At 70.5% G+C, this 23,921-nt stretch carries 19 protein-coding genes and 1 pseudogene; 10 read left to right on the top strand and 10 right to left on the bottom strand.

Annotation, left to right across the window (positions count from 1 at the left end; translation table 11 throughout):
* The first annotated feature begins 95 nt into the window (after window positions 1-95).
* The gene (locus ACRYM0_RS05240) at window positions 96-2,003 is read left to right on the top strand and encodes an ABC transporter ATP-binding protein (RefSeq protein ID WP_432502756.1); all 1,908 of its coding nucleotides are present in this window, start codon (window positions 96-98) and stop codon (window positions 2,001-2,003) included.
* Window positions 2,000-3,790: an ABC transporter ATP-binding protein gene (locus ACRYM0_RS05245; protein WP_432502759.1), complete on the top strand. Its 1,791-nt coding sequence runs from the start codon at window positions 2,000-2,002 to the stop codon at window positions 3,788-3,790. The genes ACRYM0_RS05240 and ACRYM0_RS05245 overlap by 4 nt, the downstream gene beginning before the upstream one ends.
* A gap of 67 nt (window positions 3,791-3,857) precedes the next feature.
* Here ACRYM0_RS05245 and ACRYM0_RS05250 read toward each other — a convergent pair whose 3' ends face one another.
* The 8 genes from ACRYM0_RS05250 to ACRYM0_RS05285 form a co-directional block, all read right to left on the bottom strand.
* Entirely contained in the window at window positions 3,858-4,154 is a 297-nt protein-coding gene (locus ACRYM0_RS05250; RefSeq protein WP_432502762.1) for a hypothetical protein, read from the bottom strand.
* A gap of 175 nt (window positions 4,155-4,329) precedes the next feature.
* Entirely contained in the window at window positions 4,330-5,094 is a 765-nt protein-coding gene (locus ACRYM0_RS05255) for an SDR family NAD(P)-dependent oxidoreductase (RefSeq protein WP_432502765.1), read from the bottom strand.
* 84 nt (window positions 5,095-5,178) lie between these two features.
* A complete protein-coding gene (locus ACRYM0_RS05260; RefSeq protein ID WP_432502768.1) occupies window positions 5,179-6,624 on the bottom strand; it encodes an ABC transporter substrate-binding protein in 1,446 nt (481 codons plus the stop codon).
* Between the two features lie 50 nt (window positions 6,625-6,674).
* The gene (locus ACRYM0_RS05265) at window positions 6,675-7,574 is read right to left on the bottom strand and encodes a carbohydrate ABC transporter permease (protein WP_432502771.1); all 900 of its coding nucleotides are present in this window, start codon (window positions 7,572-7,574) and stop codon (window positions 6,675-6,677) included.
* Window positions 7,571-8,557 (bottom strand): carbohydrate ABC transporter permease, encoded by a 987-nt coding sequence (locus ACRYM0_RS05270; protein WP_432502773.1) that lies wholly within the window; start codon window positions 8,555-8,557, stop codon window positions 7,571-7,573. The genes ACRYM0_RS05265 and ACRYM0_RS05270 overlap by 4 nt, the downstream gene beginning before the upstream one ends.
* A 13-nt stretch (window positions 8,558-8,570) precedes the next feature.
* A complete protein-coding gene (locus ACRYM0_RS05275) occupies window positions 8,571-9,425 on the bottom strand; it encodes an aldo/keto reductase (protein WP_432502776.1) in 855 nt (284 codons plus the stop codon).
* Window positions 9,422-11,149 carry a GH39 family glycosyl hydrolase gene (locus ACRYM0_RS05280; RefSeq protein WP_432502778.1) on the bottom strand — a complete coding sequence of 576 codons (1,728 nt, stop codon included), beginning with the start codon at window positions 11,147-11,149 and terminating at the stop codon, window positions 9,422-9,424. The genes ACRYM0_RS05275 and ACRYM0_RS05280 overlap by 4 nt, the downstream gene beginning before the upstream one ends.
* An 86-nt stretch (window positions 11,150-11,235) precedes the next feature.
* On the bottom strand, window positions 11,236-11,952 hold the full coding sequence (locus ACRYM0_RS05285) for a GntR family transcriptional regulator (RefSeq protein WP_432502781.1): 717 nt from the start codon (window positions 11,950-11,952) through the stop codon (window positions 11,236-11,238).
* A 391-nt stretch (window positions 11,953-12,343) separates the two neighbouring features.
* Between ACRYM0_RS05285 and ACRYM0_RS05290 the strand changes: the two genes are divergently transcribed.
* Window positions 12,344-12,838, top strand: coding sequence for a helix-turn-helix domain-containing protein (locus ACRYM0_RS05290; protein WP_432502807.1), 495 nt, complete (start codon window positions 12,344-12,346; stop codon window positions 12,836-12,838).
* Between the two features lie 171 nt (window positions 12,839-13,009).
* Here the strand turns inward: ACRYM0_RS05290 and ACRYM0_RS05295 are convergent, their stop codons facing one another.
* Entirely contained in the window at window positions 13,010-14,158 is a 1,149-nt protein-coding gene (locus ACRYM0_RS05295; RefSeq protein WP_432502784.1) for a Fic family protein, read from the bottom strand.
* Between the two features lie 1,055 nt (window positions 14,159-15,213).
* Between ACRYM0_RS05295 and ACRYM0_RS05300 the strand changes: the two genes are divergently transcribed.
* From ACRYM0_RS05300 to ACRYM0_RS05330, 7 genes and pseudogenes are all read left to right on the top strand, one after another.
* Window positions 15,214-15,786 (top strand): hypothetical protein, encoded by a 573-nt coding sequence (locus ACRYM0_RS05300; protein ID WP_432502787.1) that lies wholly within the window; start codon window positions 15,214-15,216, stop codon window positions 15,784-15,786.
* Window positions 15,783-16,832: a hypothetical protein gene (locus ACRYM0_RS05305; protein ID WP_432502790.1), complete on the top strand. Its 1,050-nt coding sequence runs from the start codon at window positions 15,783-15,785 to the stop codon at window positions 16,830-16,832. Before ACRYM0_RS05300 ends, ACRYM0_RS05305 begins: the two co-directional genes overlap by 4 nt.
* On the top strand, window positions 16,829-18,172 hold the full coding sequence (locus ACRYM0_RS05310) for a DUF4407 domain-containing protein (protein ID WP_432502792.1): 1,344 nt from the start codon (window positions 16,829-16,831) through the stop codon (window positions 18,170-18,172). The genes ACRYM0_RS05305 and ACRYM0_RS05310 overlap by 4 nt, the downstream gene beginning before the upstream one ends.
* A 294-nt stretch (window positions 18,173-18,466) precedes the next feature.
* On the top strand, window positions 18,467-19,141 hold the full coding sequence (locus ACRYM0_RS05315; protein ID WP_432502795.1) for a vWA domain-containing protein: 675 nt from the start codon (window positions 18,467-18,469) through the stop codon (window positions 19,139-19,141).
* Complete coding sequence (locus ACRYM0_RS05320) at window positions 19,141-19,941, top strand: PP2C family serine/threonine-protein phosphatase (RefSeq protein WP_432502798.1); 801 nt, start codon at window positions 19,141-19,143, stop codon at window positions 19,939-19,941. The genes ACRYM0_RS05315 and ACRYM0_RS05320 overlap by 1 nt, the downstream gene beginning before the upstream one ends.
* Window positions 19,938-21,902: a hypothetical protein gene (locus tag ACRYM0_RS05325; RefSeq protein ID WP_432502801.1), complete on the top strand. Its 1,965-nt coding sequence runs from the start codon at window positions 19,938-19,940 to the stop codon at window positions 21,900-21,902. The genes ACRYM0_RS05320 and ACRYM0_RS05325 overlap by 4 nt, the downstream gene beginning before the upstream one ends.
* Window positions 21,903-22,163: 261 nt before the next feature.
* Window positions 22,164-23,438 (top strand): annotated as a pseudogene (locus ACRYM0_RS05330) (IS256 family transposase).
* A gap of 50 nt (window positions 23,439-23,488) precedes the next feature.
* Here the strand turns inward: ACRYM0_RS05330 and ACRYM0_RS05335 are convergent.
* Window positions 23,489-23,827, bottom strand: a complete 339-nt coding sequence (locus ACRYM0_RS05335; protein WP_432502810.1) for a phospholipase D-like domain-containing protein — start codon at window positions 23,825-23,827, stop codon at window positions 23,489-23,491.
* Window positions 23,828-23,921 lie beyond the last annotated feature (94 nt).

A 23,921-nucleotide genomic window follows, 5' to 3' on the forward strand; every position in this document is an offset into this window, starting at 1 on the left:
GGGTGACGTGAGTGACCGCGGACGAAGGACGTGTACGGGTTGATCGGGAAAGCCTCATCCAGCACCGCGCACGCACCCGTGCCAGGCTTCATCCAGTGAGCGGCACCTTCGTCAGCGGCATGCGCACCATGGCCCGCGGCGCCCGGGAAGAGCGACGCCTCTTCACCATCGCGATCATCGGCTCGGCCCTGTACGGCGTGGGCACGGCCGCCAGCGGCTGGCTCGTGGGGCGGGTGACGGAGCGGGTCGTCGTGCCCGCGGTCACCGGCTCCGGCGAGGCGGTCAGCACTGCGGACGTGTGGCTGGCCGGGGCGACGCTGATGGCCGTCACCGTGGTGACGGTCGCGGCGATCCTCGTGCGGCGCATCTGGGCCGGCATGGTCGCCTTCGCCCTGCAGGCCCGCTACCGCCGGGCGCTGGCGCGCCGCTACCTGGAGCTGCCGCTGTCGTGGCACCACGCCCACCCCGCGGGGCGGCTGCTGGCGACGGCCAGCTCGGACGTGGAGGCCACCTGGCAGGCGATGTTCATCCTGCCGTTCGCGCTCGGCGTCGTCGTCCTCATCGCGGTGGCCGGGGTGGCGATGGCGGCGGCGGACCCGGTGCTGGCGGCGGTGGGCCTGCTGGTGCTGCCGGCGCTGGTGGCCGCGAACGTCGTCTACCAGCGGCGCATGTCCCCGCGGGTCACGCGCGTGCAGCAGCTGCGCGGGGAGGTCTCCGCCACCGCGCACGAGAGCTTCGAGGGTTCGCTCGTGGTGAAGACCCTCGGCCTGGCCGATGAGGAGGTAGAGCGCTTCGCGGGCGACGCCGACCGGTTGCGCGCGGCGAACGTGGCCGCCGGCCGCACCCGCGGCACGTTCGACCCGGTGATCGACGCCCTGCCGAACCTGGGCACCCTCGCGGTCCTCGTGGTCGGCACGGTCCGCGCGGCGAACGGGGCGGTGGGCGTCGGCGACCTCGTGCAGATCGCGTACCTGCTGGGTCTGCTGGCGTTCCCGGTGCGCTCCTTCGGGTGGTTGCTGTCGGAACTTCCGCGCACCGTGGCCGGGGACGCGCGCGTGCAGGCGGTGCTGCAGGAGGAGGCGACGACCCCGTGGGGGGACCGTCCCGCCCCCGGCACCGGTCCCCTGGCGGTCGCGGCGAGGGACCTCACCTACCGCCACCCCGTCCCCGCCACCGACCCGCTGGCCGAGCGCCCCGACGTCCCCGGGCAGTTCGTGCGCCGCGACGAGGCGCCCGCGCCCCGGCGCGAGGCCGCCCCGGCGCTCGCGGACGTCACCCTCGACGTGGCGGCCGGGACGACGGTGGCGGTCGTGGGCGGCACCGGGTCGGGCAAGTCGACGCTGGCGGGGATGCTGGTGCGCCTGGTCGACCCCACGTCCGGGCAGGTGCTCCTCGACGGGGTGGACGTGCGCGACCTCGCCGCCGGTGAGGTGGCGGGCGCGGCGGCGCTGGTGCCGCAGTCGACGTTCGTGTTCGACGACACGGTGCGCGGCAACATCGCCCTGGGCCTGGACGCCGACGACGTCCCCGCCGAGCGGCGCGTGGACGACGACGACGTGTGGGAGGCGCTGCGCCTGGCGCGTGCCGAGGACTTCGTGCGGTCCCTGCCGAAGGGCCTGGACGAGCTGGTGGGTGAGCGAGGCTCGACCCTCTCGGGCGGGCAGCGGCAGCGCCTGGCGCTGGCGCGGGCGCTGGTGCGCAAACCGCGGCTGCTGGTCCTGGACGACGCCACCAGCGCCCTGGACCCGGCGGTGGAGCGGGCGGTGCTGGACGGGCTGGCGACCTCGGGTTCCGGCACGACGGTGGTGGTGGTGGCGTACCGGCCGGCGACGATCGCGCTGGCCGACGAGGTGGTGCACCTGGAACGCGGCCGGGTCGTGGACCGGGGGCCGGCGGCGGAGGTCGAGGCCCGCGACGCGGGCTACCGGGACCTGGTGACGGCGTACGCGCGGGCGGCGCGCGACCGGGCGGACGAAGCGGCGAACAAGGCGGGGATGGCGTGAGCACGACCACCATCGGGGCGGCGGCCGGTTCCGCCGAGCGCGGCGGGGTGCTGCGCCGCGCTCGGGAACTGACCCCGCAGATCGCCGAAGGCCTGGGCATCACCCTGGCCATCGCGGCGGCCACGACGGTCGGCAAGCTCGTCGTGCCGATCGCGGTGCAGCAGACCGTCGACACCGGCGTCATGGGCCCCGACGGGCCGGACGTCGGCAGGGTCGCGATGCTGTGCTCGATCGCGGCCGTCGTCGTGCTCCTCACCGTGGTCACGGCGTGGGTGGTGAACGTGCGCCTGTTCCGCGCCACCGAGGCGGGGCTGGCGAACCTGCGCACCCGCGCGTTCCGGCACGTGCACGACCTGGCGGTGCTCACCCAGTCCGGGGAGCGGCGCGGCGCGCTCGTCAGCCGCGTCACCAGCGACGTCGACACCATCTCCACGTTCCTGCAGACCGGCATGCTGGTGCTGGTGCTCTCGCTGGGGCAGGTGGTCCTGGCGACCGCGGTGATGTTCGTCTACTCGTGGCAGCTGGCGCTCGTGGTGCTCGGCTGCTTCGTGCCGCTGATCCTCGTCCGCAACAAGCTGCAGCGGCCGGTGGCGCAGGCGTACGCCGGGGTGCGGGTGCGGATGGGCGAGATGCTCGCCGCGGTCTCCGAGACGGTCGTGGGCGCGGACGTGATCCGCGCGCACGCCGCCGAGGCCCGCTCGCGCCGCACCGTCGACGCGGCCGTGGAGGCGCACCGCAAGCAGGCCGTGAAGGCGCAGGTGGCGACCGCGGCGACGTTCACCACCGGCGTGTTCGTCTCCGGGCTCGTGGTGGCGCTCGTCATCGTGGTCGGCACCCTGCTGGGCGTCGACGGCGACATCACCCTGGGGCGGTTGCTGGCGTTCCTGTTCCTCGCGCAGCTGTGGGTGGGGCCGGTGCAGGCCGCGACCGAGGTCCTCAACGAGCTGCAGAACGCCCTCGCCGGCTGGCGCCGCGTCGTCGACCTCATCGACACCCCCGTCACCGTGCCCGAACCGTCGAAGGAACGCGTGAAGGAGCTGCCGGTGGGGCCGGTGGACGTGCGCGTCGAGGACGTCGCCTACACCTACCCTGGCACCGACAAGGTCGTCCTCACCGGCGTCACCCTGCACCTGCCCGCCGGTTCGCGCACCGCCGTCGTCGGCGAGACCGGCTCCGGCAAGACCACCCTCGCCCGGCTGGTGACCCGCCTCGTGGACCCCGCCTCCGGGCGGGTGCTGCTGAACGGCGTGGACGCGCGCGACCTGCCCAGCCGGGAACTGCACCGTCGCGTCGTCGCCGTCCCGCAGGAGGGGTTCCTCTTCGACGCCACCGTCGGCGAGAACGTGCGCCGTGGGAAGCCCGGCGCCACGGAGGCGGACGTGCGGGCGGCGTTCGAGGACCTCGGCCTGGCGGGCTGGCTCGACGGGCTGCCCGACGGGCTGGACACCCCCGTCGGGCAGCGCGGCGAGCGGCTGTCCGCCGGGGAGCGGCAGCTCGTGGCGCTCGCCCGGGCACACCTGGCCGACCCGGACCTGCTGGTGCTGGACGAGGCGACGTCCTCGGTGGACCCGGCGACCGAGGTGCGGTTGCAGCGGGCGCTGGAGGGGGTGCTCAGCGGGCGGACGTCCGTGGCGATCGCGCACCGGCTCTCCACGGCGGAGGCCGCGGACACGGTGGTGGTCGTGGACTCGGGACGGGTCGTGGAGGTGGGGCCGGCCGTGGAGCTGGCGAACGCCGGGGGGCCGTACTCGCGGCTGCACGCGGCGTGGACCGCCCAGCACGCCTGACCCCCACCCCTCGGTGATCAAGGAAGTTGTCACTTCCTTGATCACCGGAGGGAGGCCGGGTCGCGACTCAACCGGTGCGAACGGCGAGATCGTGGAGACGACGCGCCCACTGGACGGCCTGTTCAGCACGTGCGGCGGAGACCATCGTCGCGGCGTAGTGCGCTTGGTCCTTGATCTCCAGCAGCCGACGCAGATCCTTCGCCATGGCAGGGCCGTCCGGGCGAACGGTGGCGAGGCGAGCCAAGACCCGCTGTACACCGGCGTGGGAGGCCTTCCCCACGAGCCGAGCGATATCCCGGCCGGAGGCCGGAGCAGCGGATCCGGCCAAGGCGACGAGAACCGGACCGTCCAGGGACGGCACCACGCTGCGGATGGGGTGCGCCAAGTACGTGCGGCCACCATGAGAGCCACCTGGCTGGAATACCAGCCAGCCGCGGCTGCCGCCCGGTGCGGTAGATCCCGTCGGTGGCACGCGAGCACTGGCGCGAGCGATCCGCTGAACCGGATCCTCGCTCTGCGAGGCGAAGCGCTGATCCGCGTCAGTGGATGAGCTTGCCCCCGTCGATCTGGAAGCTGGCACCGTTGACGTACCCGGCCTCCTCACCGAGCAGGAACGAGACGGCCGCGGCGATGTCGTCCGGCTGGCCGACACGCCCCACCGGGATGCCCGCGGCCATCCCGGCCTTGCGCTCCTCGGTGAGCTGCCCACCCATGATGTCGGTGTCCACGGGGCCGGGCAGCAGCACGTTCGCGGTGATGCCGAGCGGGCCCAGTTCCCGGGCGGCGCCCTTGGTGAGCCCGAGAACGGCGGCCTTCGACGCGGCGTAGGCGGTCTTGGAGAACGTGCCGCCGCCGTCGAGGGCGGTGATCGAGGAGGTGTTGACGATGCGGCCGACCCCGACGGCGGCCATCCGCCGCGCCGCCTCCTGGATCATCAGCAGGGACCCCGTCGCGTTGACGGCGAAGCTGGTGTTCCACTCCTGCACCGTCAGCTCCAGCAGGGGTGTCGGGCAGGCGGTGCCGGCGAGGTTGACGAGGCCCACGACGGGCGGCAGCGCGCCGTCGACGCGGTCGAACGCCGACCGGACCTCCACGGGGGAGGTGATGTCGGCCGGAACGCCCAGCACGTCGGTCGTGCCGCTGAGCTCGTCGGCGATCTCCGCGACGCCGTCGGGCCGGACGTCGACGAGCGCGAGGCTCCAACCCTCGCGGGCCAGCCGGCGCGCGACGACGCGGCCGATGCCGCGGGGTGCTCCGACACCGGTGACGACGGCGGTGCGCGCGGCGGGGAACGAGACGGTCATCAGCGGTCTCCTCGGCGGTTCTCTCGGTGGTGCCGGCCGGGCGTAGTCCGCCCGGCCGGCGGGTGCTGCGCGTCGCGCGGTGGGTCAGCCGGCGGCGGGCGGGGTCCAGTCCTGCCCCGGCACCCACTCGGGGAACGCGTAGTCGTCCAGCGACACCTGGGCCCCGGCGGCCGTCGCGGTGGCGATGGCCTGCTCCCGGTCCGCGGAGAAAGCGTCGCTGAGCGACTTCAGGGCCCCGCGCAGGTCGGTGATGTCCCCACCGAGGTAGCCCTGGACGATGTCGCCGAGGTGGGGGCTGATGGGCTTCGACGCCGCCTCGACCTGCGCGATCTGCGGGTTGGCGACGACGGCCTCGGGGCCGCGCCGCACGGTCTCCTCGAACCAGCCGGCGAGCTTGCGGTAGGGCTCGACGACGTCGGCGTCCTGGACGACGGACAGGTCCAGCGGAGGCTGGTCCATGCCTCCGGCTAGGCCGGCCTGGTACTCGGTCGTGGTCATGGACTCGACGAGGCGGCTCGCCGCCTCGGGGTCGGCGGAGGACCCGGCGACGAAGAACTGCGCCCCGGGCGCACCCCGGTAGGTGATGACGGGGTTGCCGGCCTGGGGGACGAGGATCGGGCCGACCCCCAGCTTCTCCACGAACGCCGGCGCGACGTTCTTGACGCCACCGGCGCACCAGGGGCCGTCGGGGAAGAAGCCAGCCACACCCGCTCCCCAGCGGCTGCGGGCATCGGCGACGGTGAGCCCTCCGCTGCCGGCGAGGATGAGGCTGGAGTCGTTGAGCTCCTTCCAGAACTCGATGGCGTTGACGTAGGTGTCGTCGTCGTAGGCGTACTCACCGGTGGCGTACTTCATGCCCTGGAACCCGGGGAACCCGGCGACCTGGGCGAGGTCGTCGATCTGCTCGCGCATGCGGGCGGTCCCGCCGAGGGCGAGGATCATCGGCGCGGCCCCGTCACCCTTCGCCTTGATGGCTTCCAGGGCGGCGCGGTACTCGTCGTACGTGGTGGGCGGGTCGTCGGGGTCCAGGCCCGCGGCGGTGGTGATGTCGGTGTTGAACCAGTGCGCGGCGGCGTACTGCTGGGAGGTGAACAGCGGCAGGCCGTACACCTTGCCGTCGAGGCTGGTGATCCCCTCGGTGAGCGAGCCCTCCGGCAGTCTCGCCAGCGCCTCGTCGCTGAGCTGGAGCTCGTGGACCCACCCCTCGGCGACGAGGGCGGACAGCGGCAGGTCCAGCACGTTGGAGTAGACGTCGGGCAGTTGGTTGCTCTGGTTGGCGAGCTGCAGGGCCTCGGCGGAACGGGAGACGTCGTTGTAGGTGTACTCCACCTGCTTGCCGAGGTCCTGGGACTGCTGGGCGGCCCAGTCCGCGTGGAACTTCTGCAGGGCGCTGAAGTGGTCCCACCAGCGCAGCGACCCGCTGGGCCCGGGGCCGGCGCTCTCCCCTCCTCCGCCGCAGGCAGCGAGCGCTGCGGTGCTGAGCAGGGCACCGCTGCCGACCAGCAGCGAGCGGCGGGTGACGTGTGCCATGGCGATCTCCTCATCGAGACGGTGGTTCGTGACCGTGGTGCGGGTGGTGCTCAGGACTTGACGGCTCCGGCGATGCCTTCGACGAAGAAGCGCTGGAGGAAGAGGAAGAGCGCGACGATCGGCAGGATCGAGACGACACCGGCGGCGGCCATGCCGGACCAGTCGGTCGCGTTCTCCCCGACGAACGCCTGCATGCCGACGCTGAGCGTCCGCAGCTCGGGGCGGCTGAACGAGAAGACGAGGGGCAGGAAGAAGGCGTTCCAGGTGAAGAGGAAGGTCAGCAGCCCGACCGTCGCGGTGACGGGCATGGACAGCGGGAGCATGATGCGGAAGAAGACCCGCAGGAACCCGGCCCCGTCGACGACGGCGGCCTCCTCGAGCTCCTTGGGGAGCTGGCGGAAGTACCCGGCGTAGATGAGGATGGCCGACACGTTCGAGGCCCCGGCCAGCGCCAGCACCATGCCGGTCAGCGAGTTCAGCAGCCCCAGCTCCATGGAGAGCTTGACGACGGGGATGATGGTGTACCCGGTGGGGACGAACAGGGTCGCGATGAGGATGCCGATGATGAGCTTGGACCCGCGGAACGAGTACCGGCCGAGCACGTACCCGCACAGCGCGCAGCGGACCACGACGATGGCGACGGTCGCGAGCGTCACGATCACCGTGTTGATCATGTACCGGCCGAAGCCGGCGTCGGTCCAGGCCCTGCTGTAGTTCTCCCAGGCGAAGTCCTCCGGGATGAGCGCGAGGCCCGCGGTGAAGACCTCCATCGAGCTCTTCAGGGAGGCCGACACCATCCACACGAACGGGTAGACCCACAGGACGGCGACACCCGCGAGGAAGAGGACGGCAATCCACCAGGGGGCGCGGTGGGCGGCGCGCCGGGCGAGGGACGTGCGCGGCGGGGCGCTGACGGGCCGGCTGCTGGTGGCGGGGGTGGTGGTGGTCACGACAGCTCCCTCCTGCTCTTGCGGCCGGCGTACAGCGCCCAGGCCTGCAGGACACCGACGACCATGACGAGGACGCCGAAGAGGACGGCGGCCGCCGAGGCGAAGCCGAGCTGCGGGATGGAGGCGCTGAACGCCCAGCGGTAGATGTAGATCTCGATGATCTCGGTGGAGAAGAACGGTCCACCACCGGTCATGGTCTGCATGAGGTCGAACGCGTGGAAGGTGTCCTCCACGGTGAGCACGGTGATGATGAGCAGGAACGGGGTGAGCAGCGGCAGGGTGATGTGCCGGAAGATGTGCCACGCCCCGGCGCCGTCGATGCGCGCCGCCTCGTACAGCTCGGACGGGATGGTCTGCAGGGCGGCCATCCAGTACACCATCGTGATGCCGAAGAACTTCCAGACGTACACGGCCGCCGCGGTGGTGAGCGCCGTGCCGGAGTCGCCGAGGAGGTCGACGCCCTGCTCGACGCCCACCAGGCGCAGCATGCTCGTCACCGGGCCGCTGCTGGGGTCGAACACGAACTGCATGACGACGCCGACGATGGCGGTGGTGGTGACGACGGGCAGGAAGTAGACGGTCCGGAACAGGTTGCGGAACGGCAACTTGGGCGAGTTGAGCGCGATGGCGAGCAGCAGGCTGAGCAGGATGCGTGCCGGCGCTACGAGCACCATGAACACCAGTGTGATCTTCACCGACGACCAGAACGCCGGGTCGGCGACGACGGCGCGGTAGTTGGAGATGCCGACGAACCGCTGCTCGGCCTGGAAGCCGTTCCACTCCACGAGGGAGTACCAGTAGCTCGCGATGATCGGGTACAGCGTGTAGGCGCCGTACAGGACGATCGTCGGCATCAGGAACAGCCAGATCCACAGCGTCTGCTTGCGGGTGCCGACGCGCTGGTCCTTCGGCGGCGTCCGCAGGGCCCGGCCCTGCGGCGGTGCGGCGGCGAGGGCGGGCTCGGAGGTGAGGGATCTCGCCATCGAGGTGGACCTCCTAACGGATCTGGCTGAGGGCGAAGGTGGCGGGGTCGCCACCGATGCGGTGCCCGCGCTCGAGCGCGGTGATGGCGTCGACCTCGTCGTCGTCGAGGTGGAGGCCGGCGGCGGCCAGGTTCTCCTCCAGCCGGTCGCGGCGGCTGGACTTGGGGATGACGACGTGCCCGCGCTGCAGGTGCCAGGCGAGCACGACCTGGGCGGGGGTGGCGTCGTGGGCGCGGGCCGCGGCGAGCACGGCGGGTGCGTCGAGGTCGGCGCCCTGCCCGAGCGGCGAGTAGGCCTCGACGACGATCCCGCGGTCCCGGCTGTCCTCGACGAGGTCGTGCTGCTGGAACGTGGGGTGCAGCTCGACCTGGTTGACGGCGGGCACGAGCCCCGTGGCGGCGGCGAGGTCGTCGAGGTGGGGCTGCAGGAAGTTGGAAACCCCGACGGCGCGGACGGCGCCCTCGGCGTGCAGGCGTTCCAGGGCCCGCCAGCTGTCGACGTAGCGACTCGCGGACGGGTTGGGCCAGTGCACGAGGTAGAGGTCGAGGGCGTCGACCCCGAGGCGTGCGCAGGTGTCGGCGTAGGCCCGCAGCGCCTCGTCGTACCCCTGGTCGCCGTTGCGCAGCTTGGAGGTCACGAAGACCTCGTCGCGCGGCAGGCCCGACGCCCGCAGCGCCGCCCCGACACCGGCCTCGTTGACGTAGGCGGCGGCGGTGTCGACGTGCCGGTAGCCGACCTCCAGCGCCTCCTCGACGACGCGCTGCGCCTCCTCCGGGGGGACCTGGAACACCCCGAGGCCCAGCTGGGGGACGGTGACGCCGTTGTTGAGGGCGACGTTGGCGACGTCGCTGACCCCGGTGCGGTTCACTTGGGCTCCAGGACGAGCATGGACACCGACGGCAGCGGGAGCGTGACGTCCAGCTGGAGGGCGCCGTCCCGGGGGGTCGCCGACCGGGACGGTTCGAGTTCCTCGAGCCCTTGCCGGGCCTTGACGGCGGCGAGCTGCTCGGCCGTCGGGTCCTGCGGGCTGCCCTGAGCGACCCACGCGGTGTGGGCGTTGCTGTGGTCGGCGTCGATGCGGAAGTGGCTGACGGAGTACTCCGCCGCGGTGAGGCCGGTGATGCGGACGTCGACGGGGGTGGCGGCCTCGTCGGTCCGGTACTGGTCGTCGGTGTGCCGCCAGACGAGGACGGTGACGCGGCCGGCGGCGTCGGTGGAGGCGAGGACGTCGACCTCCTCCCCCATGCTGCGCCCGTCACCGGCGTCGAGCTCGGCCGGGTCGCTGGCGGCGGTGGAGGTGGCGTCGACGCGCCGCCCGCCGAGCCGGGACACCATCCGGTAGGCGTTGAGGAGGGGCTTCTCGACGCCGCCGGCGGTGAGGAAGGCGCGGGTGCCCTCGAAGTAGCGCTCGCCCTCGAAGTAGAAGCTCCACGAGGTGGCCTGGGTGACGGTGGCGGTCTCGGTGTCGTTGAGGTCGAGGATCTTCTTGAACAGCTTGACCTGGAAGACGGGGTAGTACTCGGTGTTCTGGAACTGGAAGTTGGCGTTGTCGTAGACGCTGTAGTGGGCGGGGACGCCCGCGTCGCACTCGTCGACGATGGCGGGCAGGTCGTGGTACTGCGGGAACTCCGCCATGACGCGCAGCATGCGGCGGATCTCGAAGAGCATCTTGTGCGCCGAGGGGTTCTGCTTCTCCGGTGCCGGGCCGCCCGTGGGGCCGTAGACCCGCCAGGGGGTGAACGCGGAGCCCTTGGTGTGGAAGGAGACGAAGTCGAGGGGGACGTCGTTCGTGGAGGTGTGGGTGAGGAAGTCGCGCATGAACTGCACCCCGCCACCGGTGACGGCCGGGCCGCCGACCTGCGCGTCGGGCAGGACGCTGCGGACGGCCTCGGCGGTGACGGTGTAGAGGTCGCAGAACTGCTGCGTGGTCCCCTTCCAGTAGAAGATGTCCGGTTCGTTCCACAGCTCCCACAGCCAGGTGCTCACCTCCTCCGCGCCGTAGCGCTCCAGGCAGTGCCGGGCGTGCGCGGCGACGAGCCCGCGCCACTTCTCGTAGTCCTTCGGCGGGTACGCCCACGCACCGGCTTCGTAGTTGCTGTAGACGGTGGGGCTGGAGACGACCTTCAGCTCGTCGGCCTCGGGCGGGAGCAGGTCGCGCGGGGTGAAGGCGAGCTCGACGAGGACGTGGTGGCCGGCGCCGACGATGGCGTCGTACGTCTGGTCGACGATGGTGAAGTCGTAGTGCGGGTTTCCGTCGGCGTCCTCGTGGTAGACGTTCCCGTTGCCCCAGTGCGGGATCCCGAACCCGGTGCCGGAGCAGAAAACGTAGTGCGGGCGCACGTGGAACGGCCGCGGGGACAGTTCCGCGAAGGTGCGCAGGAGCTGCTTGCCGGTGGGCGTGTAGGTCCAGTTGATCTCGTCGTACCCGATGCTCTCCCAGATGCGGGTGAGCGGACCGCGGTCGCTGGAGGCGTCGACGGTGACGGTGGCGCTGGCGACGTGCGGCGCGGACGGGTCGCTGGGCGCGGAGCGCGGGAAGTGGTTGTGGTAGGTGGACAGCCCGGGGTTGTGGGCAGCGGTGTCGGTGGACACGGGGGGTGGCCTCTCGGCTGGGTGGCCTCGCAGCGGTGCGAGGAGGACGGGCGGCGCCGCCGGGGGTCGTGCGTGCGGAGGGGTGCTCAGGCTTCCGCGGCGGCGGTGCCGGGTGTTTCGTACGCCTGCAGGGCGCGGTCGCGCGCCTCGGTGATGTGGGCGGCCATGGCCGCGCGGGCCGTGGCCGGGTCGCCGGTGCGCAGCCCTTCGAGGACGCGGGTGTGCTCGGCGACGCAGTGGTCGGAGTCGGTGACGCCCCCGCCGCCGAAGAGGCGGAAGCGCTGGATCTGCCCGCCGAGGGCGGTGTAGGCGCCGAGGAGGAACTCGTTGCCGGTCGCCTCGGCGATGATGCGGTGGAAGCGCTCGTCCGCTTCCCAGTACTGCCGGAACTCGTGGAACGACGGCCCGAGGGGTGCGGTCGCCAGGTCGTGCACGGCCTGCTCGAGCTGCTCGAGGACGTCAGGGGTGAGGTGGTGCGCGGCCAGCTCGGCGAGCGCCGGCTCCAGCAGGAGCCGCGCCTGCATGAGCCGCACCAGCTCCTCCGGCGTGGCCACGGGAGCGACCCGGTACCCCTTGAGGGCGACGCGCCGGACGAGCCCGGTGGACTCCAGCCGCGCCAGCGCCTCGCGCACCGGTGTCTGCGACACCCCGAACTCGCGGGCGAGCCCGTCGATGCCCAGGGCCTGCCCGGCCTTCAGCTCGCCGTCGATCAGCAGGTCGAGGACGGCGTCGTACACGTGGTCGGCGAGCATCTGCCGGCTCGACGCCAGTGAGCGTCGGGTCGTCGGCTCCACGAGCACCATCGTAGACAGGCCCTTCGGACGGGTTGAGAGATCGCGGACCGGGCGGGGACACGAGCACCTCCTCAGCATCGGCTCGTCGGTGAGCTGATGTCGTAGACCGTAGATCGTGCACGATCGACGGTCAAGAGGTGCCCTCTGCTTCATCCGCTGCAACCTCGAGCACTTGCCGACAAGGGCCGCGCCCGCGCCTCACATCCCAGGTCGTCGCACTGACGCAGCACGCCCAAGCGCACCCCCTTTCATGCGGTGCACCCGTGCACCCTGACGGTCGACCAGCGCAACAGACGCAAAACGGTTACAGGGCCGTTGTGTCTTTTGCGTTTGTGAGGAGCCTGGGGACACGCGCACCGCCGTCTTCGAGGACACCTGGTCCTCCGTCAGCCAGGAGTGGCTGACCACCGGCGAAGCCGCGCGCATCCTCGGCGTCTCGCGCCAGCACGTCGTCAACCTGTGCGAGCGCGGCGACCTGCCCCACACGACGACGGGCGTGCACCGCCGGGTGCGCCGCGCCGACGTGGAAGCGCTGCGCGCCACGGGCGCGCGGCTGAGCCGGGACCAGCGCCGCGGCCTGTGGTTGGCGCACGCCGTCGCCGACCGCCTGATCACCGACCCGGAGACCACGATCGCGCAGGCGCGCGCCAACCTGGCCATCCTGCGCGAGCGCCACTCGCGAGGGCAGGTGGCGAAGTGGCTGGCGGAGTGGGCGGATCTGCTCGACGGGCCCGTCGAGGGCATCTTGACGGCCCTGACCTCCCCGTCCCCGCGGGCGCGGGAGCTGCGGCAGAACTCGCCCTTCGCCGCGGTGCTGTCCGAGGAGGAGCGCCGGCGCGTGCGCGAGGCCTTCGCCCAGCACTCCTCGGCGTCCTCGCCGTGGGGCGCGGAGTGAGCACGAGCGCCTCGCACAACCCCGCGCACCACCAGCCGGATCGTCGGCGATCTCGATGCCAGCGACCGCCGCGCTTGCGATTACTCCGCACGTAAACCACAAGCACTCAGGTGGTGAGCAACCCTCCTGGTGATTCACGGGGTCAGGAGCACCACCACAGCAGGGCATGCACTACCGACCGACCCGCCGCGGCACCGGCCGCGCCGGCGGCTCGACCGCCGTGTCCCCCGCCGGTGACGCCAGGGACCGCTCGAACCCGGTGATGAGGTCGATGAGCCCGTCTACCTCGAAGGCGCGGTTGCGCCGCCCCGCGGTCGTCTGCCGCAGGACGCCCGCGGTGTGCAGGCGGTCGACGGCCTCGTTGACGGCTTGCGTGGAGCGCCCGGTGAGCTTGACCAGCTGGGCGACGGTGAGCACCGGCGCCTGGGGCAGCACCTCGTCGAGCAGCTGCGCCACGGTGGATCCGGCCCGCACGGTCCCGACCGCGTCACGCCAGCGCTGCCGCAGCTCTGCGAGGCCGGTGGTGAGCCCGGCGACGCGTTCACAGGCCTCGGTGGTGGCCGCGGCGAAGACGGCGATCCACTCGGCCAGGCCGCTGGGGTCCTCCGGCGCTGCGCGGTAGGTGGTGAGCCCGGCGACGTAGTCCTGGCTGCGGGTGGCGAGCACGAGGCTGATCGGTGGCACGTGTCGCGGGCTCAAGTCCCGTCGGGTGAGCACCACGTGGATGAGCGCGCGGCCGGTGCGGCCGTTGCCGTCGGCGAAGGGGTGGATGGTCTCGAACTGCGCGTGCGCGATGGCTGCCTGGACGAGCGGGGAGTGCCAGTCCGACTCCAGGTACTCGGCGAGGTCTTCCAGCAGGGCACCGACCTCGCTGGGGGGCGGGGGCACGAAGTCGGCGCGGCACGGGTTGTAGCTCGACCCGCCGATCCAGTTCTGCCGGTCGCGCACCTGCCCGGCCCACGAGGCGTCCCGGGTGCCGGCCAGCAGGGCGCGGTGGATGTCACAGATGCCGTCGACGCCGACATGGGGTCGGCGGGCGACGTCGTCGACGGCCGCCCGCATGGCGTCGATGTTGCCGAGAACCTCGGCGGCGCCCTCGTCGGGCGAGGAGCCGTCCGCGGCGCGCGCGGCATCGGCGCGCGCCAGTCGGCGGCCGCCGATCTCCAGGCCCTCGATGCGGGAGGACGCCACCGCCTCAGCACGCAGTAACAGCCGGGCGACGGCCTCGTAGCCGCGGTAGGGCAGGTCCGAGCTGTTGAGGCGTTGCACGGCGCGCTCAGCGTCGGAGACGTCGGCGATCACGTCGGCGGGCAGGACCACTTCCCGTCCTACGAGGGGGTCGGGGACGAAGGCGTCGTAACGGCACGGCTGGCGGTGCCGCCGGGGCAGCCCCACCGCGTCAGCTGGGTCAGGGCTCCAGACGGCGCTCACCACACGGGACACGGCGACATCATAATCAAGGTCGAGAAGCAACCTTGATTATGGGACAGGGTTGCTCAGCCTTCCTGGACGAGACGTCGCAACTGCTGCCGCGTCGTTGACCTCGGGCCGTGAAGCACTCATCACACCACTGGCCGATCGATGAGCGTCCACGGTGACCCGATCCCTTCTACGACGAACCGGTGCGCCTGAGCACCCGTCGCCGAGGCGGATGTCCTCGGCAGGGAACCTGATCACCGGGGGTGGATTCCGTGCACAACGCGCCTCAGCGCAGCGGTCCACTCTCCGTGCTCTCCGCCCTGCCGACGTGGCAGGTCCTGGGTGCCACCCTGGTCGTCGCGCTCGCGACGGTCGTGGTCAAGCGCGACCTCGACGGTCTCGGTGTCGCCCGCGGTCTCGTGCTGTCGGTGCTCATCCTCGGCCTGACGGCTTTCATCGTGGTGGTCCTCGTGCTGCGCTGGCAGCACAGCCGATCGACGCTGCCGGGCACCGATCCGCGAGCTGCTCGGGCAGCGGGCGTCGTCTCCGTGGTCGCTCTGGTGGCACTGTTCGTTCCGCAGCCTTCCGGAGCGGAACCGTCCCTGCCCACCGCAGCGCCGACGGCGTCCGCTGCTGCCCGCCCCATCGACACGGCGACGTCGCCGTCACCCACCTCCGCGACTGTCTCCCCCACGGCTGACTCACCCACGACTGCGGTGACCACTGGGGTCGGCACCCCGCTGCCCACGGCCACCGCACCGCAAGTCCAAACGGTCCCGCCGACGACACCCGGCAGGACCACCACGGCGCCCGCCACTACCTCGGCGGCCGCGGCTCCGCTCCCGGCGAGCACCGCACCCCGAGCACCGCGCCCGGCCACGTCCACCACCGCTCCCCCTGCGACCCCGCCGGGACGCCTGAGCGATGAACGAGTCGTTCGCGCACTGTCCGACTGCGTGGGTGGCGTGTGCTCCCTCATCGCGCGGACCGACGTCCTGGACGGTTCGACCCGCACGACGCTGGCACTGGTGCGCTACGAGGACGACACGGACTACGACGGCACGCCGCGCACCCACGTCGGTTTCATCGCGGTCGATGCGGGGACGTCGAGCGAGCCCTCCACGGGGCTGCCCCCGCAGGACGGGTACGGCGTGGACGTCCCGGCAGGCGACGACATCGTCGTCGACCAGCACGGCAACATGGCGGTGCTCTGGCACCACCGCGCCACGACCTACTCGCCGGCGTGGACGTCCATCGCCGTGGCCGGCGTGCGCAACGGCTCCCTGTGGAGCACTCACCACGACTACAGCTCCTCCTACGACGCCGCGGATGCGCTGCACTTCCTCGGTTTCGACGCGAACGGGTACTTGCAGTGGGAGGAGACCCGCACCGCCGACGACGGCAGCACGACCGTCGCCCGCTTCGGGATCGACGAGTCGGGTGACACCTTCAAGGCGGTCCACTGTTCCAAGACCCGCAACGGCGACGTCTTCGAATACGCCCCGGACTACGGGAGGTGCAACCGGTGAGCGGCTGGCTGCGCAGACACCTGTACCTGTGCTTCGTCGTGCTGGCCGGTTGCTGGTACTACGTCGACGCCTGCGTGCGGGCGCTGTCGGGTCCGGGTGAGCGGCTCGACGCGGTCGGGGACGCCACCCGCACCCTGCTGGTGTGGTGGGCGATCGCCTGCATCGCGTGGCTCGTGCACCGGTTGCTGGCGTACCAGTGGGCGTTGCAGCAGGTGCACCGGCCGCCTGCCCCGCCGAAGCCCACCGCACCCCGAGGTGGCGCTCGCCCGTCGAACCGCTACCCCACCGGGGACGCGGGTCAACGCTACGAGGCTCGACGGAACCGCGCAGCAGGCACCGCTACCACCGGTGGCGCACCCACCGGCGACGCGCACGGAACCCCCACCGGCGGCGCTGCGACCCCGGAACCGGGCGAACGGCTCGTGGACGAGGACCACGTGCACGCCTACGGCCCTGCCACCACGTCCGACCCCGCGACTGAACCGCAGAACCACGACGAAGAGCGAGGACCCCGGACGCCACCACGTGTCCTCATGCTGCACGTGGACCGTTCCGTGGTGGCTCACGAGATGCCGGTCGTCGTGTCCTGGGCGTTCGAGGGCGCCGACGACGTCGTCGTGCAAGGAGTTCCAGGTCATCCGGCGACGGGTTCCACGCCGGTCGTGCTGCCGCTCAGCGGTGCGATCGAGGTGACGGCGGTGAACGCCACCGCCCGCACGACCGTGCACACCGGCATCGTCCAGGTGGTGCCGCGACCGGTCGTGGAGGCCGTGCAGGTGCCCTCACCACCGAGCATCCGCCTGCACGCCGACGTCAGCAGTTCCGTGGACGCCGGCCGCTCGGCGGCTCAGCGGCTCGACGCGTTGTTCAGCGCTCAGGACGCGGGACGGCCCGCCGCCAGCGCCGCGCTCAGCCCCATCGGGCTCCCGCCCGCCGTCGTCCGCTGGTTGCGCGGCAGCCGCGAGGAAGACGCACCGTTCCCCACCGACGCACCACCCCCGGAAGGGTGGAGCCTGAAGAGACCGACGAGAGGTGACCTCCGATGAGGTGGCTCAGCGAATTCCTCATCACCGTGTCCGGTGCGAACCGGGCGATCCTCGACCAGGTCCCCGGGGAGCGCACGAAGCAGGTCGCCCTCGGTGGGGCCGTCGTGATGACCGCGGTCCTCGCGGCCCTGTCGGCGGGCGTGGCGCTGCACATGGCGTTCGACTGGCCGTGGTGGTTGGCCGTGCCGGGCGCGGTCGGCTGGGGTATCGCGATCCTCAACCTGGACCGCTGGCTGATCGTGTCGACGCCACGGCTGAAGCGCTGGTACGCCACCCTCGCCCTGGCGCTGCCGCGCGTCGCCCTCGCCGTGGTGATCGGCGCGGTGGTATCCACCCCGCTGACCCTGCAGATCTTCCACGACGAGATCGACGAGCACCTGGCAGTGCAGCACCGGGCGGACCTCGCCGCGTACGAGCAGGCGCTGCAGGAGGACCCTCGCTACACGAACCTCGAGGCGGACGAGCAGCGCATCCGGGAGCTGCAGGACCTCGTCAACACGCGCAGCACCGATGCGATCGTGCTGAACGACCCGGCGGTCAAGGACCTGCGGGAGCAGCTCGCGGCCGTGGACGCCGAGTTCCAGCAGGCCGAGAAGGACGTCGCGTGCGAGAAGGAGGGAACCTGCGGCAGCGGCAGGGCCGGCGTCGGGCCGGCGGCCGCCGACAAGGAGGCGCGACGCGACCGCCTGGCCGCGGAGCGCCAGGCGCTGACGGACCAGCTGGCCGCCAAGCAGGTGGAGGTCAGCGCCACGGCCGCGGAGGAGCTGCAGGCACGGATCTCCGACGCCGAGGACGAGCTGGCCACGCTGGAGGAGGACGTCCGCGAAACGGAGGCTGCCCGGGACGAGGAAGCAGCCGCTCACGCGGCTGCGGTCGCCGCCGACGACGGTCTGCTCGCCCGCTACGGGGCGCTGCGCGAGATGGAGGAGGACGGCAGCCGCCTCGCCGAGATCCACCTCGGGTTGTTCGTCTTCCTCACGTGCATGGAGATCGTCCCCATCGTCTTCAAGACGCTGCTCTCGCTCGCGAAGCCGAGCCTGTACGAGTGGATGGCCATCAAGGAGGCCGAGCGGGTCGAGGACCGCGTCTACCTGCGCCACGAGACGGAGTACGACGAGGCCACGATCCTGGCGCAGTCGCGCCTCGACGCCGCGAAGGCGAGGGCCGCCACCGAGCTCGACGCGGAGATCCGCGCCGCGCACGCCGTGCTGGACGCCCAGGTGGACCTCGCCGAGGCTGCGGTCAACCGTTGGCGGGAGGAGCAGGAGGGCAAGATCGCGGACGAGGTGTCCCAGTGGCTCAAGGCGAACGACGGGCGCTTCGGCAGCTCGATGGGGTGATCGCCCCTGGACCGCCTCGATCGGACGCTGGAGCGCCTGTCGAACCAGCGCCTAGGAGCCGCCGTCACTGGCCAGCCGTGGGTTGCGCGTGGGGGTGACCACCTGGTGCGCGGAGCGGTCCAGGAAGCGGCATGAAAGCCGTGACGGTTCGCATTGACGTCGATCACCACGACGTCACGCTCTGTGTCGCAGTAGTGCCTGAACGCAGTGAGGGCGCAGTCCATTCGCGTGAAGTCTCCACCGTCGCACCTGATGAGCACCTGACGATGCGCTGTGGCCGGATACAAAGACCCGGTGGACGACTTCAGTCAGACTCCGTTCGATCCCACCGAGTTCATCGAGAACCCGGAGCCGCGCTGCCCCTGCCTGCTCTTGCTCGACTCCTCGGGGTCCATGGCCGGGGAGCGCATCGCGCAGCTGAACGCCGGCCTGACTGCTTTCGCCTCCGAGCTGTCGTCGGACTCACTGACCGCGAAGCGAGTCGAGGTCGGCATCGTGTCGTTCGGTCCGGTTGAAGTCGACCTGGACTTCACGTCCGTCCTCAACTTCGAACCTCCGACCCTGCGCGCCGGCGGCGGAACCCCGATGGGCGAAGCCATCAACAAGGGCCTTGACCTGATCGAACGCCGCAAGGCGACGTACCGCGAACAGGGCATTTCCTACTACCGCCCGTGGATCTTCCTGATCACCGATGGTGGTCCCACGGATGAGTGGAAGGCAGCTGCCGCACGCATCGAGGCCGGTGAGGAGCGGAAAGCATTCAGCTTCTTCGCCGTGGGCATCGAGGGCGCCAACATGGACGTGCTCAAGCAGATCGCCACTCGTGCACCTTTGGCGCTGCGCGGCCTGGAGTTCTCCCGACTCTTCACGTGGCTGTCCAACTCGATGAGTTCCGTGTCGCACTCGCAACCCGGTGAGGCTGTGACGTTGACGAACCCAACGGCGCCAGACGGCTGGGCCATCGTGTGATGGAGCAGCCACTGCTCACCGCCGGGTGGCGCAGCGTCAGCGCGTCGGTCCCCGGTACCTCACACACCAAGTCGAACTTGCCGTGCCAGGACGCTCACGAGGTGCGCACCGTCGCGCTCGCGAACGAGAGCGCACTCGTCGCCGTGGTGGCCGATGGCGCCGGGAGCGCTTCCGAAGGTGGTAGCGGCGCTCGCATCTTGTGTGAGGATCTCGCCACTCGACTGGGGGCCCTCGCGACTATCGAGACAGTCGATACTGCAGAGCATGCAGTTCGTGCAGCTGTTGCGGCATCACGAAATGTTCTGCAGGCGGAGGCGGACGAACGAGGCGTCAATCTCCGCGATCTGGCCTGCACGGTCGTAGTGGCGCTCATCCACCCTGAGTGGTCGGTCTTCGCGCAGATCGGCGATGGAGCTGTCGTCGTTCCTGAGGCAGGAACTGGAGAGTGGAACTGGATCTTCTGGCCCGAACGTGGTGAGTACGCCAACACCACGTTCTTCGTCACAGACACGACTGCTCTCGATCACCTTCAAGTCGACAGCATGCCCTTTGCAGTGACGGACGTCGCGCTCTTCACCGACGGCCTCCAGGGACTGGTTCTGAACTACGAGACGCAGGACGTCCTCAGCTCCTTCTTCACCAGGATGACGCAACCGGTTCGGTCGCTGCCCGGTCCCGGGCACAGTTCATCACTCAGTGAAGGCCTCAGCCGCTACCTGGCATCGGCCCCAGTGGCCGCGAGAACCGACGACGACCTCAGCCTGGTTCTCGCAGCACGAGTGGATTTTCCGGTCCCGTGACGATCGAGGAGCTGCGCGACGCCACGGGCGCTCCTCTTCAGTTGGGTCCTCGGCTGGGCAGGGGTGGTGAAGGATCGGTCCACCGTGTCGTGAACCGGCAAGGCGTGGCGGCGAAGGTCTACCTGTCGCCGATGCCTGCGGAACGCGCCCGAAAGATCGAGCTGCTCTCCGCCATGAGCGATGATGCTCTTGACCAGTACATCGCTCGCCCTAGAGGACTCGTCTTCGACAGCCGCCGTACACCTCGTGGGCTCCTGCTACCTGTTGTCGAGGACGGCGCCGACGCCCACAAGCTGTACAGCCCGGTCGACCGCCGCAGGGAGTTCCCGAAAGCAACCTGGGAGTTCCTGGTTCACGTAGCGACCAACGTGGCACGAGCATTTGCGGCGGTGCACGCCACCGGCCTTGTGGTCGGGGACATCAACGCCGGGTCCGTGCTCGTTCGTCAGGATGGGACCGTGCGGCTCATCGACGTCGACAGCTTTCAGGTGCCCGTTCCCGGTGGACGACCCCTGCTGTGCACCGTCGCCGTTCCCGACTTCCTGCCCGAGGAGCTCATCGGTCGACGTCTGGACGAAGTGGTGCGCACCCGCAACCACGACGCTTTCGGACTGGCCGTTCTGTTGTTCCACCTCTTGTTGCTGGGACGCCATCCGCATGCCGGTCGCTACTCGGGATCCGGGGACATGCCGATCGCTCAGGCCATCAAGGAACACCGATTCGCCTTCGGGCGGAACGCAGCGCGGTACGGCATGGAACGACCACGCGGCACGGTCTCGATGTCGGCGTTCTCCCCCGCCGTGTCCGAGCTCTTCGAACGCGCTTTCGCTCCCCACGAAGGGCAGATGCGACCGAGCGCCGAAGAATGGGTCACTGCTCTCTCTCAGCTACGTTCGTCATTGACGATCTGTGGGCGCAGAGCATCGCACCACTACTTCAAAGGCCTGCTGACGTGCCCTTGGTGCGAGATTGAAGGAACTTCCACCCTCGTCCTCTTCGGTGACGGCACACCACAGACCAAGTCGACGCCAACCAAACCCTCCGTCTCACTGCACGACGACTTCCGCAGTCTCACCGACCTTTTTAAGGCGATGCGGGCACCAGCAATGGCGGCAGCACCAGGGCCGCCGGCACCTCCAAGGCCGAGCCAGGCGTCGGAGCGGAGCGGACGAGTGCGCCGAGCCAGTCTGGTGGCTGCCGTCCTCGGAACGATCACCGTGCTGTCGGGTCTCATGGCTGAGGGCTCGACCGGCCTGCTCATCTCCACCCTCGGGGTGATGCTCACTGGGACCGCTTCAAGGGCTCGCTGGAAGGCAGGGCGAGTAGTGCATGCTGCGTACAGGACAGCGGTGCGCCAACACCGTGAGGCGGCCGTGGAGTTCAATCGTCTCGAGCAGCACCCGCAGTGGGCAGCGGCTTCCACTTCGCTCCACGCATTGATGCGGGAGTGGAACGAGCTGCCTCGATGGCGTGAGCGGCGCTTGGGGGAGCTGCGGAGCCAGCGGATGGACGCTGAGCTCCGCACACAGCTCCAGAAGCGGATGATCAGGCCGGGGCTCGTGCGGGGCGTGGGGGCCGCCAGGGTGAGCACGCTCGCAGCCCACAACATTCGTACCGCTTGGGACGTGAATCGACAGCGCATCGAGCAGATTCGGGGCTTCGGGACGACCACGGCCGATCAGCTGGTCGCCTGGAGGAGGGAAGTCGAACGCGTCGCAAGAAGCAAGACTGCGATCCCACTGCCGCCTGAAGTGCTGCGAGCCACCGAGGACGAGGTGACGCGGCGACGCAAGGACATCCTCCGGCGGTTCCGCAGTGGTCTTACCTCGGCGACGGCGGCACGGTCAGTGGATGCGTCGTCACTCAAAGCAGCACGTGATCTGCTGGTCACCCGTCAGGTGGAGCTCGCTCAAGCTGAGGCTGACGCGAAGAAGGCTCTGGGGAAGTTGCCTGCTTCGTGAGGACGTTCAGGTTTCGCCCTTTGATTTCGCACAGCGGGATGGGCGGACTCCAAGAGCTGGGCCTGCTCACGGGTTCGCCATGACTCCCTGATGCAGCAAACTTTCCACCTGATCACGAAGTCTCGGGTGAGTCCCCTGGAGTGGTGTAACTCGGCCCCACCAGCCTGACCGGCACCGGTGTGCCTCGGATAGCAGGTGAGGGCCACCGCGTGAAGCTCTGCGAGCAACCGCCAAGTCGACTCGTAGAACGGAACCCACACGATGGCCCTCGAGCCCCAGTCTGCCCTATCCACCCTCACCGACGCACTCAGCACCGCCGACGACGGCCAGCTGATGCGCCGCATCCTGCAAGGAGCCCTGCAAGCCCTCATCGATGCGGAAGCCGAGCACCACATCGGCGCTGGCCTCCACGAGCGCACCGTGGCCCGCACGACCCAGCGCAACGGCACCCGCGACCGCCTCGTCGCCACCACCGCCGGGGACTTGGCGGTGAAGATCCCTAAGACCCGCACCGGGTCGTTCTTCCCGACCCTGCTGGCCCCGCGCCGCCGCATCGACCGAGCCCTGCACGCGGTCGTGATGGAGGCCTACGTCCACGGTGTCTCCACCCGCAAGGTCGACGACCTCGTCGAAGCCCTCGGCGTCGACTCCGGCATCAGCAAGTCGGAGGTCTCCCGCATCTGCGCTGACCTCGACACCGAGGTCGAGGCGTTCCGCACCTGCCCGCTGGACGCCCAGGCCAGTGCGTACGTGTTCCTCGACGCAACGTACTGCAAGGCCCGCATCCGCGGCCGCGTCGTCTCCCAGGCCGTCGTCATCGCCACCGGCGTCACCGCCGACGGTCACCGGGAAGTGCTGGGCTGCAACGTCGGTGATGCTGAGACCCTCGACTTCTAGAGGCAATTCCTCGGGTCGTTGCGTGACCATGGTCTGCACGGAGTTCAGTTGGTGATTTCGGATCAGCACCGCGGGTTGGTGTCCGCGATCGAGCAGACCATGGTCGGAGCCAGCTGGCAGAGGTGCCGGGTCCACTTCATGCGCAACGTCCTGGCCAAGGTGTCCAAGGGGCAGGCCGAGGCGGTCGCGGCGATGGTCCGCACCATCTTCGTCCAACCCTCCGCCGACGCCGTCGCACAGCAGGTCCGGGTCGTCGCCGACAGCCTGCGCGCGAAGTTCCCGACTGTCGCCGAGATGCTTGACGAGGCCGGACCGGACGTCACCGCGTTCGCGGTCTTCCCCGAAGCGCACTGGCGCAAGATCTGGTCCACGAACCCCCTCGAACGCCTCAACCGAGAGGTGAAGCGCCGCACCGACGTCGTCGGGATCTTCCCCAACGCCAAGGCCCTGCTGCGCCTGGCCGGCTGCGTGCTGATCGAGGCGCACGATGAGTGGCAGTCCGGAGAACGCCGCTACCTCTCGGAGGCCTCGATGGCCCTGTTGAGCCCGCCGGAGCCGACCGTCCTGCACACCGCTGCGGTCACCGCGAACCTCGACACGGCCACCCCGCTCGACACGAGCACCGCGCTCACGGCATAGTCCGAAACGCAGCGCTTCACGCGCGAGGAGTTACACCACTCCAAGGGACGTCATCGAAGTCTCCATGGATGATCACCACCTCGGATGAGCACTCCGCACTCGATGTTCTTTTCGAACGCCCAATCTGTGATGTTCGCACTGCCGATCAACTCCACGCGCCTGTCTGCGATGAGCACCTTGACGTGCAACGAGGCCCCGGCTGGTGGTCGCTGTTTCGCCGGCCAACTGAGGCGCCGTACGTCCAGGCCCGCGAACGGGGCACCGCTCCCGTGGAAGGACGGATTGTCCTCCGGACGCTTGAACAAGGTGGTTACCAGGACTCCACGTTTCACAGCCTCGGACACTGCGGAGGCCACCTGCGGCTGCTTTCGCACGGCGTAACCGACGATGAGGAGGGGGGGGGGGGGGGGGGGGGGGGGGGGGGGGGGGGGGGGGGGGGGGGGGGGGGGGGGGGGGGGGGGGGGGGGGGGGGGGGGCGGGTGC

The sequence above is a fragment of the Kineococcus arenarius subsp. arenarius genome (assembly GCF_050871845.1).
GTDB lineage: Bacteria > Actinomycetota > Actinomycetes > Actinomycetales > Kineococcaceae > Kineococcus.